Genomic DNA, 12,710 nt, shown 5'->3' on the forward strand with positions numbered 1-12,710 from the left:
GGCGACGGGCTCCTCGTCGCCCGGACCGGGAGCCGGCAGCTGCCGATGCCGATCCGAGACTGCCTCGCGTATGTCGCGGCGTGGTCCGTGCTGGGGCCCGGCGACGTCGTGATGACCGGCGCCCCGCATTCGCAGGCGCCGGTGCATCCCGGCCAGCGCGTGACGATCAGGGTGGCCGGAGTCGAGCTCGTCACGGCGTTCGTCTGACCGAGGAGGAGACATGGTGGACAATCTCGCCGTGGTGGCCCACGCCGCCGACGATCTGCGGATCGAAGACATCGGTGCTCCCGCGCCCCGCTCCGACGAGGCGGTCGTCGACGTCGCCTACGGGGGCATCTGCGGCTCCGACCTGCACTACTTCCGGCACGGTGCAGCCGGGGCCTCCGTGCTGCGCGAGCCGATGGTCCTGGGGCACGAGGTCGCGGGCGTCGTGGCCGTCGCGGCGGCGGACGGGTCGGGTCCCGTCGTCGGAACGGCTGTCGCCGTGCATCCCCTCACCGCGCACGGCGACGGACGCACGCCCTGGCCGTCGGATCAGCCGAATCTCGCCCCGGCTTCGACGTACCTCGGCTCGGCGATGCACCTGCCGCACACGCAGGGAGCGTTCGCACGACGGGTCGCGATGCCCACGCGCATGCTGCACCCCCTGCCCGCCGGACTCGATCTGAGAACCGCCGCGCTGGCCGAGCCCGCAGCGGTCGCCTGGCACGCCCTGCAGCGCGCCGGCGATGTGCGCGGGCGTCGTGTCGTGGTCATCGGCGCAGGGCCCATCGGTCAGCTGGTCGCCGCGGTCGCCCAGCGCGGCGGGGCGGCGTCCGTCACCGTCACCGACCTGCAGCAGCGTCCGCGCGAGATCGCCGAGGCGCGCGGCATCCGGTCGCTCGATGCGAGGGCCGAGGCGGAGATCGCTGAGCTCCACGCCGATGTCGTGGTCGAGTCCAGCGGCACCGTGCCCGGTCTCTCGGCCGCGGTCTCGGCGGCGATCCGTGGCGGAACCGTCGTGCTGCTCGGCCTGCAACGCGGGGGAGATGTTCCGGCACCCCTGGCTACGGCGATCACCCGTGAACTGACGCTCCGTGGCTCGTTCCGCTTCGGTGACGAGTTCGACGACGTCATCGCCGCCCTCGCCGACGGCAGCCTCGACGTGCGCGGTATCATCAGCGAGGTGCTGCCGGTGGAGGATGCTCACGATGCCTTCGCGCTGGCGGCCGATCCCGCGAGCTCCTGCAAGGTGCTCATCGACTTCGGCCTGGAGATATGAGTGTGCGCATCGTCGTGATGGGTCCCAGCGGCTGCGGCAAGTCCACTGTCGGCAGTGCGCTCGCGGAGAGCATGGGGGCGCGCTTCATCGACGGCGATGACCTGCATCCGCTGACGAACGTCGAGAAGATGGCCGCCGGCATCCCGCTCGATGACGCCGATCGGATGCCGTGGCTTCGCACGGTCGGAGCGACGCTCCACGGCGAGGACCGGATCGTCATCGCCTGCTCCGCGCTGCGTCGTCGCTATCGGGATGCGATCCGCGAAGAGTCGCCGGACACGTTCTTCGTGGAGCTGGTGGTGGATCGCGCCACTCTGGAGGCGCGGCTGACGCAGCGCGCAGAGCACTTCATGCCCGCATCGCTGCTGGATTCCCAGCTGGAGACCCTGGAGTCGCTGCAGGACGGCGAAGCCGGAGTCCGCGTGTCCGCGTCACTCGCTCTGGATGAGGAGCTTCGCCTCATCCGCGAAGCGGTGCAGGCGTCGGCTCTCTGAAACCGCCGCGGTCTGAGCCGCGATCAGTCCTTGCGGTAGCTCGAGCGGCCCATGGCGAACAGTGCGATGAACGACGTGACGGCCGCGCACACGGTCATGGCGCCGATCAGCCAGAGGATTGCGTGCGAGAGGAAGGCGCCGTCGAGCATGGGGGTTCTCCGTGTTCTGCAGAAAAGGACCGGGTGTCCTCAGCCTATCGGGTCATCCGGTACCATTGAGGCTGTACCTCGGCGAGGGATGCTTCTGCGCGTGCGCGTTCATCCGTTATCGACGCGGCGAAGCAAGCCCGGTGGCTTTCCTCCTGCGTCAGCGAGTTCGACAATTCCAAGACCACCGCGCGGCGCTTTCGCTGCGTGCCCCGAAGGAGAACCCCATGTCTGAAGACACCAAGGTCCAGGCCGAGCTCCGCGAGAGCTTCGGCAAGGGCTTCGCCCGCCGCCTCCGCGCCGCCGGCAAGATCCCCGCCGTCATCTACGGCCACGGCACCGAACCGGTGCACGTCGCGCTGCCGGGCCACCAGGTCTCGCTCATCATCCGCCGCGCGAACGCGCTGCTCGAGCTCGACATCGAGGGCAAGGGCCAGCTCGCCCTCGTCAAGGATGTCCAGCGCGACCCGGTACACCAGATCATCGAGCACATCGACCTGCTCGTCGTGAAGAAGGGCGAGAAGGTCGCGATCGACGTGCCGATCATCGTCACCGGTGAGTCGGCTTCCGGCACCATCGTGAACCTCGACGCGACCACGCTCTCGATCGAGGCCGAGGCCACGCACATCCCGCAGAACATCGAGGTCTCGGTCGAGGGCCTGGAAGAGGGCGCGCACATCACCGGCGCCGACGTGAAGCTCCCCAAGGGCTCCACGCTGCTCTCCGACCCCGAGGTCCTCGTCGTCGCGATCTCCGTCCCGGCCGCACCCACCGAGGATGACGCCGAGGGCGAGAGCACCGAGGCCGCCGAGGCTGCCGAAGAGGCTGCCGCGGAGTGATCTCCGACTGATTCATCACAGAGGGGACGCGATCCGATCGCGTCCCCTCTGTCGTATCCTGACCGGGGCTCGCACCGGGCGGGGAGAGGACGACGACATGGCATCGACCTGGCTCGTGGTGGGACTCGGCAACCCGGGCCCGCGATATGAGACCACCCGGCACAACATCGGTCAGATGGTGGTCGATGAGCTGGCCTCGCGACGCAGCGAGGCGTTCCGGGAGCACAAGGGGGGAGCGCGCGTCGTCGAGACGTGGCTGCGTCCTGGCTCGGACAAGCTCGTCCTGGCCAAGCCGAACACCTTCATGAACGTCTCGGGCACCCCGGTCGCGGCATTGGCGCGCTTCTACTCGGTGCCCGCAGAGCAGGTCGTCGTCGTGCACGACGAACTCGACATCCCCTTCGACACGGTCAAGCTCAAGATCGGCGGGGGGCACGGCGGCCACAACGGGGTGCGGGACGTCGCTCGGGCGCTCGGAACAGCGGAGTTCCCCCGTGTGCGCGTGGGGATCGGTCGACCTGTCGGCCGCCAGGATCCCGCTGACTGGGTGCTCTCACCCTTCGGCAAAGAGGAACGGCCGAACCTGCCGATCCTCGTCGATGATGCCGCCGATGCGGTAGAGCTCCTCGTCGGTGAAGGACTTCTCGCGGCGCAGCAGAAGCACCACGCACCGCGCTGACGCCGCGGTGGCGCTCCCGCTGCTCCGAGAGCGTCGTCAGGACGTGTAGGTCGCGAAGCCTGCGGCGCTTCCGGCCGCGAGCGCGGCGACCAGCACGGTGAAGAAGATGACCGCGCCGAGCACGGCGACGACGACGGCTGCGATACCGGCGCCACGGCCCCTGCGCTTGGCGATGGCGATGATGCCGAGCACGATCGCGGCGATCCCGAGGACCGTGCCGATCCAGAAGGAGAGCTCGGCCCAGAGGACCTGGTCCCGTGCAGGGGAGAGCACGCTGAGGTCTTCGGTGGTCGACGTCGTCACGCCCTGCGGGAGGACGCGCCCGATCTCGAAGGCCGCGATGCCGGCGATGATGGGGGTGACGACCGCGGCGAGGAGCGCGAGGATCAGCGCGATCGTCCCGAACAGGCCGGACGGGCGGACCGTGGTGTCTGGGGCCGTGTAGGCGCCTGCCGGGGAGGCGTAGCCGCCGACGGGAACCTGGTACGCGCCCGGAGGGGCTGCCGGATACGCGGCAGCCGGAGCGTTCGGAATCGTTGCGTACGGCGGTGCGGCGGGCGGTGCCGGCGGCGCGAAGGGCTCGGCGCCGGAAGGGGGAGGCAGCTGTGGATCAGTCACGTCCCCCATCCTAGGGCGCGGCTCAGACGCGCCGGAGGAGCCCCACGCGGTCGTACACGTTCGAGAGGGTCGCATCGGCGACGGCGTCCGCGCGGCCGGCGTTCTCGGCCAGGATGCGGTCGAGCTCTGCAGGATCGTCGAGCAGTTCGAGTGCACGCGCGCGCACGGGCTCGAACTCGTTCACGACCACCTCGGCGAGGCCCTTCTTGAAGTCGCCGTAGCCGCGACCCGCGTACTCGTCCTCGATCGCGGCGACCTGGCGGCCGCTGAGGGCCGCGTAGATCGTGAGGAGGTTCGAGACACCGGGCTTGTTCTCCCGGTCGAAGCGCACGGAGCCCTCGTTGTCGGTCACCGCTCGCATGATCTTCTTCGCCGACTTCGCCGGGTCGTCGAGCATCCACAGGACTCCCGCGTCGCTCTCCGCCGACTTCGACATCTTGGCGGTCGGGTTCTGCAGGTCGTAGATGCGCGCGGTCTCCTTCTGGATGACCGGCATCGGCACCGTGAAGGTCTCGCCGAAGCGGGAGTTGAAGCGTTCGGCGAGATCACGGGTGAGCTCGACGTGCTGCTTCTGGTCGTCGCCCACCGGCACCACATCGGTCTGGTAGAGCAGGATGTCGGCGGCCATGAGGACCGGATACGTGAACAGGCCGACGCTGGTGGCATCGGCTCCGTACCGCGTCGACTTGTCCTTGAACTGCGTCATGCGGCCGGCTTCGCCGAAACCGGTGATCGTGCTGAGGATCCAGGCGAGCTCGGCGTGCGCGCGCACATGGGACTGCACGTACAGGGTCGACAGCGACGGCTCGATGCCCGCGGCGATGTACTGCGCGGCGGTGCGACGTGTCTTCTCACGGAGTTCTGCCGGGTCCTGTGCGACGGTGAGCGCGTGCAGGTCGACGACCGAGAAGTAGGCATCGTAGGAGCTCTGCAGGTCTCGCCACTGGAGGAGCGCGCCGATGTAGTTGCCGATCTGGAGGGAGTCGGCGGAGGGCTGCATTCCGGAGTAAAGGCGCGGTTTCGTCACACCCTCAATCCTATGGGGTGTGTGCGGGGCCCATACGATGGGCGCATGACGCCCGATTCCCCTCTCCGCCGCAGACGAGGGGACGAAGCCCTCTACGTCGAGGTCCTCATCCGCGCACCGCTGGAGGAGGTCTGGCGGCTGACGCAGGATCCCGCCTCTCACGTGCGCTGGGATGCGCGATTCAGCGACATCGTTCCGCAGCGCACGCGATCGGACGGCGCACGGGAGTTCCGATACGAGCTCGACCTCGGGGTGCACACGATCCGCGGCACGGGAGTCTCCCTCGCCACCCGCGAGGGACCTGCGGGCGAGCGGACCTCGGCGCTGCTGTTCGACACGGCGGACGCCCTGTCGCCGCTGGGTGCCGGCCGCGGATACTGGCGATACATCCCGACGCCGGAGGGCGTGCGATTCCTGACCGGCTACGACTACGTCCCGGGATGGGGATGGCTCGGGCGCCTGTGCGACCCGCTCCTCATCCGCCCGTTCGTGTGGTGGCTGACCGCGCGGAGTTTCGACCGCCTGCGGATGTGGGCGGAAGAGGGGACCTCCCCGGAGCAAGCCAGCGGATGGCGGTCGCTGCGCCGCGGATATCGGCCCCGTGCGCGGAACTGTCGATCGCGACCTGCCCGCCGCACCGGGCGCACGATCATGGACGACGCACCGAGATCGCTCGAGGAGATCGCATGACGATGTCGACCGGTATCTTCGAGCGCGCGCTCGGAGACGATTTCGCCCGGCTCCACCCGCAGCTCCAGCGTCGCTTCGGGGTCGGCGTCGAGGCCGGGTACGGCTGCATCGGACGCGGCACGATGACGGAGGTGCGTCGTGGCCCCTGGTGGACGCTGCCCTTCCTGCTGATCGGGACGTTCCGGAACATCCTCTTCCCGGAGCGCGGACGCGATGTCCCGTTCCGGATAGACAACCATGCGTACCTCGATGATTTCGGCCGTGAGACCGTGACGTTCGTCCGGACGATGAAAGTGCGCCCCGGTCGTCGCCGACGCTTCGACGCCACCATGATCTACAGCGACGCCCGCCGTGGAGTGGTCGACTATCTGGGCACGCATCAGCACCTGGCGGTCGACCTCGACCTGGCCGTCACCGACGACGGTGCTCTGCAGCTGACCTCCGGCGAGCAGCGGTTCTACGAGGGGCCTCTCGCCTTCCGATTCCCGATGCTGTTCAGCGGGCGGGCGCGGCTGCGGGAGAGATACGACGATGAGCAGAAGCGGTTCCTGATCGATCTCGAGATCCACAACGACATCCTCGGATTCCTGTTCGGCTACCGCGGCGCGTTCACGTGCGAGTTCGTCGACGGGCCGGCGCCTGCGACCGTCAAGCCCTATCGTGAGGAGCTTCGCGAATGACGGCCAGGGGCGCCGTCTTCCTCGCCGCGCTCGGCGACGACGCGGAGCGGCTGCACCCGGAGATCCTCGCGCAGATGCGGGTGGAGGCCGAGAGCGACAGCGCGGCCGGCGTGTTCTCGGTCGCCGGCAGCCGGTTCGGGCGGCTGACCGCTCTGGGGTACCCGATGGTGGGCCCCGGACTGCTCGTCACACGTTTCGCCCGCGATGTCCCGTTCCGGATCGACACGGTGGCCGGCCGATCGAGATCGGGCCGGGCGACCCTCGCCGCCCGGCGGGAGTTCCGGTTTCCCGGGGCGATCCAGCACATCTCCGATCGCCTCACGGTGACCGAGCGCCCCGGGATCCTCCACAACGTACTGGGCGTGCGCGGACGCGTGGAGATGCTCGAAGAATGCTCCGTCACGTCGGAGGGGTCCCTGCGGATGCGCTCCCGCGCGGTGGCCCTGCGGGGCGGCAGACACCGGATCACACTTCGCGGCATCCTGCGCCTCGATGTCGACCTCGTCGACGGCTGGGACGACGCCGAGCAGCGTCGCACCATCGCGATGCGCGCCACGAACCCCGTGCTCGGAACAGTCCTCGAGTACCGCGGTTGGTACCGTCATGCGGAGCGCACCGACCGCGACGCCGAGGCCGCCCCCGGATCGGGTCAGTACGAGTAGTCGACGACGACCGGAGCGTGATCGCTCCAGCGCTGGTCGTAGGCCGCCGCGCGGGCGACGTGATAGGTCGCGACGCGCTCGGCGAGTGCCGGCGTGGCGAGGTGGTAGTCGATGCGCCACCCCGAGTCGTTGTCGAATGCCTGACCGCGCATCGACCACCATGTGTACGGCCCGTCGATCTCGCCGTGGAAGCGGCGGCCGACGTCGACCCACCCGAGGCCCGTGCCGATCGTGCCGTCGACGGCGGTGATCTCTGCGCCCGACTCGCCGAGGAAGCGGTCGAAGTAGGCACGCTCACGGGGCAGGAATCCGGCCTTCTTGCGGTTGCCACGCCAGTTCTTGATGTCGAGCTCACGGTGCCCGACGTTGAGGTCTCCGGTGACGAGCGCGAGCGCACCGTCGGCGCCGAGTTCGCCGAGCCGCGTGCCGAACGCGTCGAGGAACTTCCACTTCTCGTCTTGCTTCGGGGTGTCGGCCTCGCCGGAGTGCACGTACGCGCTCACGACGGTGAGCGGGCGTTCTCCGAGCAGGTAGTCAGCCTCGATCCAGCGGCCCTTCGAGTCGAAGTCCGCAGCACCGAACTCGGTGCGCGACGCGATGGCCGGCGTACGGCTCGCGATGGCGACGCCCGCGCGACCCTTGGCGGTGGCCTCGTCGTGCACGAACGACCAGCCGGGCAGCGCGGCTTCGAGGTGCTCGTCCTGCCCGCGCACCTCCTGGAGCGTGAGGATGTCGATTCCGGCCTCGTCGAGCCAGCTGCTCATCCCGTTGCGAGCCGCGGCTCGGATTCCGTTGACATTGACCGTGGCGATACGCAGATGAGGCATGCTCACAAGCCTAACGAGCGCCGCCGACATCCCGATCCGGCCGGTGCAGGTCGGCGATGAGTCGCTGCGCGAAGGGTGTGGGGGAATCCACGGGCGGGGGAGGGGACGCCTCGAGAGCCGCGAGCTCGTTCTCCGCGGCGCGCAGCGCTCGTCCCGCCGTCCATGCCTGGAACCACGGGGCGGCGTCGCGGGCCTCGCGAGCCTCCCGCATACGGATCCGCGCCGCGGTGACCAGGGTCTCGTACTCGATCAGGCGGCGCTCCGCCTCGGTCTGCTCCAGCAGGGGCTGATCCCGGTCCTGCGCGGCGACCGCGATCCACGACGAGGCCACCAGCATCACGACGCCGTTGACGCGGAACCACAGCAGGAGGCCGATGAAGATGGCGAAGGTCGCGAGCAGCGGATTCGACGGGGTATAGCTCAAAAGGAAACCGGCTCCGTACTGGAGAACGGTCATCGCGCCGCCGCCGAGAAAGGCACCGGGCCAGATGGTCCGCCACTGCAGGGACGTCCCCGTGAGGAAGCGGACCATGGCGGCCAGCGCCGTCGACATGATGGCGAACGACACGATGACGGTCGCGATGCGGATGCCGAGGTTCAGCCCGTCCGAGCCGGAATCCCAGCCCAGCAGACTGAGGAGCCAGCTCAACACGGCGGCGCTGGCGGAGCTGAGGAGGGAGCCGACGATCAACGAGACGCCGAAGATCAGTGCGGCGAGCAGGTCCCGGGCCTTCAGGATGACGTAGCTGCGCCGGTCCGGAGGAAGGCCGAAGATGTCCCTGGTCGCTCGCCGCGAGAACGTCACCCAGCCGATGGCCGTCCAGATGACGGTTCCGAGGGCGATCAGGCCGGTGATACCCAGGACGTTGGCGGTGCTCGCGGCGACGTCCCGCACCTGTTCCGGCGTGAAGACGCCACCCTCGGGGAGGATCAGGTTGGGGATGTACCTGTTGATCATGTCGATCAGACCGTTGACGGCTTCCTCGCTGCCGCCGAGCCAGAGCCCGGCGATGGCGAAGGCGAGGTAGATCGCCGCGAAGATCGCGAAGAGCGCCTGATAGCTCACGCCCGCAGCGAGCAGGAACCCGTTGCGCTGCAGGAAGTGTCGCCAGACGCGGACGGGAAACAGGCCGAGAGTGCGCTGCGTGAGTGCGGTCGCGCGCTCGACGGCCGCATCGAGGCGACCGGGCTCGGCCGCGGAGCCATCGGGTTCAGACACGTCCCCACCCTATCCAAGGGCCGCGCGATGCGAGAGCAGCCGGGGACGTGAGAACAGCCGGAGACGCGTGAACAGGCGGAGACACGAGAACAGGCGGCCCCGGAAGGGAACCGCCTGTTCTCGGATGATGGCCTGCGGGGCGCGTCAGGGACGGCCGCGAAGAACTGCCTGCTTGACCTCGGCGATGGCCTTGGTGACCTCGATGCCGCGCGGGCAGGCCTCGGAGCAGTTGAAGGTCGTGCGGCAGCGCCATACGCCTTCCTTGTCGTTGAGGATGTCCAGACGCACGGCCGCGTTGTCGTCGCGGGAGTCGAAGATGAAGCGGTGCGCGTTCACGATCGCGGCAGGGCCGAAGTACTGGCCGTCGGTCCAGAACACGGGGCAGGACGAGGTGCACGCGGCGCACAGGATGCACTTGGTGGTGTCGTCGAAGATCTCGCGGTCGGCGATCGTCTGGACGCGCTCCTTGCCCTTCTCCGGGACGGAGCTGGCGACGAGGAACGGCTGCACCTCGCGGTACGAGGCGAAGAACGGCTCCATGTCGACGACGAGGTCCTTCTCCAGCGGCAGGCCCTTGATGGCCTCGACGTAGATCGGCTTCGAGATGTCGAGGTCCTTGATCAGCGTCTTGCAGGCCAGGCGGTTCCGGCCGTTGATACGCATGGCATCGGAGCCGCAGATGCCGTGCGCGCAGGAGCGGCGGAAGGTCAGCGAGCCGTCGACCTCCCACTTGATCTTGTGCAGCGCGTCGAGGACACGATCGGTGGAGTACAGCTCCACGTCGTAGTCGACCCAGTGCGGCTCGGCATCGACCTCGGGGTCGAACCGGCGGATGTTGAACGTGACGATGAAGGACTGGATGCCGGTCTCTGCGGTCGTGTCCGCGGGTGCTTCGGCGATGGCGTTCGACATGCTCAGTACTTCCTCTCCATCGGCGGGTAGTTCAATTCGCCCTGATCGTTCTTGGTGAAGACGACGGGCTTCCAGTCGAGCTTGATGTGGTCGCTCGGGGTCGACGAGTGCGGGTCACCGGTGAGGTAGGCCATGGTGTGCTTCATGTACTTCTCGTCGTCGCGCGTCGGGAAGTCGTCGCGCATGTGGCCGCCGCGGCTCTCCTCGCGGTTCTGCGCGGCGTAGACCACGACCTCGGCGATGTCGAGAAGGAAGCCCAGCTCGACGGCCTCGAGGAGGTCGGTGTTGAACCGCTTGCCCTTGTCGTCGACGTGCACGTTCTTGTAGCGCTCACGCAGCTCGGCGATCACGCCCAGCACGTGCTGCAGCGAGTCGTGCGTGCGGAACACCTGCGCGCCCTTGTCCATCTCGTCCTGCAGCGTCTTGCGCAGCACGGCGATGCGTTCGGTGCCCTGGTTGTTGCGCAGGTCCTCGAGCATGCCGGAGACGAAGCCGGCGGGGTTCTCGGGGAGGGGCACGAACTCGGCCGTCTTGACGTACTCCACGGCGTTGCGGCCGCTGCGCTTGCCGAACACGTTGATGTCGAGCAGGGAGTTGGTGCCGAGACGGTTGGCACCGTGCACCGAGACGCAGGCACACTCGCCGGCGGCGTACAGGCCGGGGACGATCGTGTCGTTGTCGGCCAGGACCTCGCCGTTGTTGTTGGTCGGGATGCCGCCCATGGCGTAGTGCGCCGTCGGCATCACCGGCACCGGCTCGACGACCGGGTCCACGCCCAGGTACGTGCGGGCGAACTCCGTGATGTCGGGCAGCTTGGTCTCGAGGACCTCGGCTCCCAGGTGCGTGCAATCCAGCAGCACGTAGTCCTTGTGCGGGCCGGCGCCGCGGCCTTCCGCGACCTCCTGCACCATGCAGCGGGCGACGATGTCACGCGGAGCGAGGTCCTTGATCGTCGGGGCGTAGCGCTCCATGAATCGCTCGCCCGAGGCGTTGCGCAGGATCGCGCCCTCTCCTCGTGCGCCCTCGGTGAGGAGGATGCCGAGGCCGGCGAGCCCGGTCGGGTGGAACTGGAAGAACTCCAGGTCCTCGAGGGGGAGGCCCTTGCGCCAGACGATGCCGACGCCGTCGCCCGTGAGGGTGTGCGCGTTGGAGGTCGTCTTGAAGATCTTGCCGAAGCCGCCGGTCGCGAAGATCACGGCCTTGGCCTGGAACACGTGCAGCTCGCCGGTCGAGAGGTCGTACGCGACGACGCCCGAGACCTGGGTCTTGCCGTCGGCGTCCTTCACCGTCAGCAGGTCGAGCACGTAGAACTCGTTGAAGAAGTTGATGCCGAGCTTGACGCAGTTCTGGAAGAGCGTCTGCAGGATCATGTGGCCGGTGCGGTCTGCGGCGTAGCAGGCGCGGCGGACCGGGGTCTTGCCGTGCTCTGCGGTGTGCCCGCCGAAACGGCGCTGGTCGATCTTGCCCTCGGGCGTGCGGTTGAAGGGGAGGCCCATGTTCTCGAGGTCGATGACCGCCTCGATGGCCTCCTTCGCGAGGATCTCCGCCGCGTCCTGGTCGACGAGGTAGTCGCCGCCCTTGACGGTGTCGAAGGTGTGCCACTCCCAGGAGTCCTCCTCGACGTTCGCGAGGGCTGCCGCCATGCCGCCCTGCGCCGCACCGGTGTGCGAGCGCGTGGGGTACAGCTTGGAGATCACGGCGGTCTTCGCCCCGGGGCCGGCCTCGATGGCCGCCCGCATCCCGGCGCCACCGGCACCAACGATCACGATGTCGAACTGGTGGTAGTGCACGCCGTCACGGACGACGGAATCCTGCGTCTCGGTAGTCACTTCTTCTTAGCCTTCTTCTCAGTTCCCGACCAGTGCGGCGCATTCGCTCCACAGGACGCTGTCCTCGGTCGCACCCAGGCACGGGTCGAACGTGAAGACGACGAGCGTGCCCAGGATGATGAGCAGGCCGGCGGCGAGCCCGAGGGCCCAGGTGAGGGCCTTCCGGGCGGTGGTGTTCGTGACGTAGTCGTTCACGATCGTGCGCATGCCGTTGGCGCCGTGGATCAGTGCGAGCCACAGCATCAGCACGTCCCACCACTGCCAGAACGGCGTGGCGAACTTGCCGGCGATGAATGCGAAGTCGAGGGCGTGGATGCCCTCGCCGACCATGAGGTTGACGAAGAGGTGGCCGAAGATCAGCACGACGAGCACGACGCCCGAGGCGCGCATGAAGACCCAGCCCCACTTCTCGAGGTTGACTCCGCGCCGGCGGCGAGCCGGGGCTGCGATGGTCTGCGCGGTCATCAGTGTCCCCCTCCGAATCCGGCGAACGCGAGCATCAGGTGGCGGGGCACGAAGCCGGCCATGATGATGCCCCAGACCAGCAGCACGCCCCAGAAGAGCTGACGCTGGTACTTGGCGCCCTTCGACCAGAAGTCGACGGCGATGATTCGCAGTCCGTTCATCGCGTGGAACACGATGCCGGCCACGAGCACGACCTCGCCGAACGCCATGATGGGGTTCTTGTACGTGCCGATCACGGCGTTGTACGCCTCCGGCGAGACCCTGATCAGTGCCGTGTCGAGCACGTGCACCAACAGGAAGAAGAAGATGGCGACTCCGGTGATGCGGTGAAGCACCCACGACCACATGCCTTCGCGGCCCCG

Annotated in this window: 17 protein-coding genes; 8 read left to right on the plus strand and 9 right to left on the minus strand. The window is 68.4% G+C overall.

The annotated features are described in order from the left end of the window. From ACNPM4_RS11785 to ACNPM4_RS11795, 3 genes are all read left to right on the plus strand, one after another. The coding region (locus ACNPM4_RS11785; RefSeq protein ID WP_448985823.1) for a fumarylacetoacetate hydrolase family protein at positions 1-207 on the plus strand (207 nt) is incomplete at its 5' end. Positions 208-220: 13 nt separating this feature from the next. Then, complete coding sequence (locus tag ACNPM4_RS11790; RefSeq protein WP_262002584.1) at positions 221-1,261, plus strand: alcohol dehydrogenase catalytic domain-containing protein; 1,041 nt, start codon at positions 221-223, stop codon at positions 1,259-1,261. Further along, a complete protein-coding gene (locus ACNPM4_RS11795; protein WP_372466426.1) occupies positions 1,258-1,755 on the plus strand; it encodes a gluconokinase in 498 nt (165 codons plus the stop codon). The genes ACNPM4_RS11790 and ACNPM4_RS11795 overlap by 4 nt, the downstream gene beginning before the upstream one ends. Positions 1,756-1,778: 23 nt before the next feature. On the opposite strand, the gene ACNPM4_RS11800 is transcribed toward ACNPM4_RS11795, so the two are convergent. Beyond that, entirely contained in the window at positions 1,779-1,904 is a 126-nt protein-coding gene (locus ACNPM4_RS11800) for a hypothetical protein (protein ID WP_258134167.1), read from the minus strand. Between the two features lie 224 nt (positions 1,905-2,128). On the opposite strand from ACNPM4_RS11800, the gene ACNPM4_RS11805 reads away from it, so the two are divergent. Both ACNPM4_RS11805 and pth read left to right on the plus strand, forming a co-directional pair. Next, positions 2,129-2,740, plus strand: coding sequence for a 50S ribosomal protein L25/general stress protein Ctc (locus ACNPM4_RS11805; protein WP_029262568.1), 612 nt, complete (start codon positions 2,129-2,131; stop codon positions 2,738-2,740). Positions 2,741-2,837: 97 nt separating this feature from the next. Next, a complete protein-coding gene (pth, locus tag ACNPM4_RS11810) occupies positions 2,838-3,419 on the plus strand; it encodes an aminoacyl-tRNA hydrolase (protein ID WP_029262567.1) in 582 nt (193 codons plus the stop codon). 36 nt (positions 3,420-3,455) lie between these two features. Here the strand turns inward: pth and ACNPM4_RS11815 are convergent, their stop codons facing one another. Together ACNPM4_RS11815 and trpS are read right to left on the minus strand one after the other, a co-directional pair. Continuing rightward, positions 3,456-4,037, minus strand: coding sequence for a hypothetical protein (locus tag ACNPM4_RS11815; protein WP_051662343.1), 582 nt, complete (start codon positions 4,035-4,037; stop codon positions 3,456-3,458). A gap of 22 nt (positions 4,038-4,059) precedes the next feature. Next, on the minus strand, positions 4,060-5,064 hold the full coding sequence (trpS, locus tag ACNPM4_RS11820) for a tryptophan--tRNA ligase (RefSeq protein ID WP_081859884.1): 1,005 nt from the start codon (positions 5,062-5,064) through the stop codon (positions 4,060-4,062). Between the two features lie 45 nt (positions 5,065-5,109). Here trpS and ACNPM4_RS11825 point away from each other — a divergent pair, with 45 nt between their 5' ends. The 3 genes from ACNPM4_RS11825 to ACNPM4_RS11835 are packed head-to-tail and all read left to right on the plus strand — an operon-like array spanning position 5,110 to position 7,096. Then, positions 5,110-5,754, plus strand: a complete 645-nt coding sequence (locus ACNPM4_RS11825; protein ID WP_448985824.1) for an SRPBCC family protein — start codon at positions 5,110-5,112, stop codon at positions 5,752-5,754. Next, entirely contained in the window at positions 5,751-6,434 is a 684-nt protein-coding gene (locus ACNPM4_RS11830; protein ID WP_448985825.1) for a DUF4166 domain-containing protein, read from the plus strand. The genes ACNPM4_RS11825 and ACNPM4_RS11830 overlap by 4 nt, the downstream gene beginning before the upstream one ends. Continuing rightward, positions 6,431-7,096, plus strand: a complete 666-nt coding sequence (locus ACNPM4_RS11835; protein ID WP_448985826.1) for a DUF4166 domain-containing protein — start codon at positions 6,431-6,433, stop codon at positions 7,094-7,096. Before ACNPM4_RS11830 ends, ACNPM4_RS11835 begins: the two co-directional genes overlap by 4 nt. Here the strand turns inward: ACNPM4_RS11835 and ACNPM4_RS11840 are convergent. The 6 genes from ACNPM4_RS11840 to sdhC all read right to left on the minus strand — a co-directional run. Beyond that, entirely contained in the window at positions 7,084-7,923 is an 840-nt protein-coding gene (locus ACNPM4_RS11840) for an exodeoxyribonuclease III (protein ID WP_029262561.1), read from the minus strand. The genes ACNPM4_RS11835 and ACNPM4_RS11840 overlap by 13 nt on opposite strands. A gap of 10 nt (positions 7,924-7,933) precedes the next feature. Next, positions 7,934-9,142 carry a YihY/virulence factor BrkB family protein gene (locus ACNPM4_RS11845; RefSeq protein WP_448985827.1) on the minus strand — a complete coding sequence of 403 codons (1,209 nt, stop codon included), beginning with the start codon at positions 9,140-9,142 and terminating at the stop codon, positions 7,934-7,936. A 144-nt stretch (positions 9,143-9,286) separates the two neighbouring features. Further along, entirely contained in the window at positions 9,287-10,054 is a 768-nt protein-coding gene (locus tag ACNPM4_RS11850) for a succinate dehydrogenase iron-sulfur subunit (protein ID WP_105710885.1), read from the minus strand. A 2-nt stretch (positions 10,055-10,056) separates the two neighbouring features. Further along, positions 10,057-11,883 (minus strand): succinate dehydrogenase flavoprotein subunit, encoded by a 1,827-nt coding sequence (gene sdhA, locus ACNPM4_RS11855; protein ID WP_029262558.1) that lies wholly within the window; start codon positions 11,881-11,883, stop codon positions 10,057-10,059. An 18-nt stretch (positions 11,884-11,901) separates the two neighbouring features. Beyond that, on the minus strand, positions 11,902-12,348 hold the full coding sequence (locus ACNPM4_RS11860) for a succinate dehydrogenase hydrophobic membrane anchor subunit (protein ID WP_091030821.1): 447 nt from the start codon (positions 12,346-12,348) through the stop codon (positions 11,902-11,904). Then, the coding region (gene sdhC / locus ACNPM4_RS11865; protein WP_448985828.1) for a succinate dehydrogenase, cytochrome b556 subunit at positions 12,348-12,710 on the minus strand (363 nt) is incomplete at its 5' end. The genes ACNPM4_RS11860 and sdhC, both read right to left, overlap by 1 nt.

The sequence above is a fragment of the Microbacterium umsixpiens genome, from assembly GCF_053543675.1.

What these genes read in the sequence shown, in the direction of transcription:
- ACNPM4_RS11790 (WP_262002584.1), top strand. Translation starts at nt 221, where the DNA reads ATGGTGGACAATCTCGCCGTGGTGGCCCACGCCGCCGACGATCTGCGG.
- pth (WP_029262567.1), top strand. Translation starts at nt 2,838, where the DNA reads ATGGCATCGACCTGGCTCGTGGTGGGACTCGGCAACCCGGGCCCGCGA.
- ACNPM4_RS11835 (WP_448985826.1), top strand. Translation starts at nt 6,431, where the DNA reads ATGACGGCCAGGGGCGCCGTCTTCCTCGCCGCGCTCGGCGACGACGCG.
- ACNPM4_RS11850 (WP_105710885.1), bottom strand. Translation starts at nt 10,054, where the DNA reads ATGTCGAACGCCATCGCCGAAGCACCCGCGGACACGACCGCAGAGACC.
- ACNPM4_RS11830 (WP_448985825.1), top strand. Translation starts at nt 5,751, where the DNA reads ATGACGATGTCGACCGGTATCTTCGAGCGCGCGCTCGGAGACGATTTC.
- ACNPM4_RS11795 (WP_372466426.1), top strand. Translation starts at nt 1,258, where the DNA reads ATGAGTGTGCGCATCGTCGTGATGGGTCCCAGCGGCTGCGGCAAGTCC.
- ACNPM4_RS11805 (WP_029262568.1), top strand. Translation starts at nt 2,129, where the DNA reads ATGTCTGAAGACACCAAGGTCCAGGCCGAGCTCCGCGAGAGCTTCGGC.
- ACNPM4_RS11825 (WP_448985824.1), top strand. Translation starts at nt 5,110, where the DNA reads ATGACGCCCGATTCCCCTCTCCGCCGCAGACGAGGGGACGAAGCCCTC.
- ACNPM4_RS11860 (WP_091030821.1), bottom strand. Translation starts at nt 12,348, where the DNA reads ATGACCGCGCAGACCATCGCAGCCCCGGCTCGCCGCCGGCGCGGAGTC.
- ACNPM4_RS11800 (WP_258134167.1), bottom strand. Translation starts at nt 1,904, where the DNA reads ATGCTCGACGGCGCCTTCCTCTCGCACGCAATCCTCTGGCTGATCGGC.
- ACNPM4_RS11840 (WP_029262561.1), bottom strand. Translation starts at nt 7,923, where the DNA reads ATGCCTCATCTGCGTATCGCCACGGTCAATGTCAACGGAATCCGAGCC.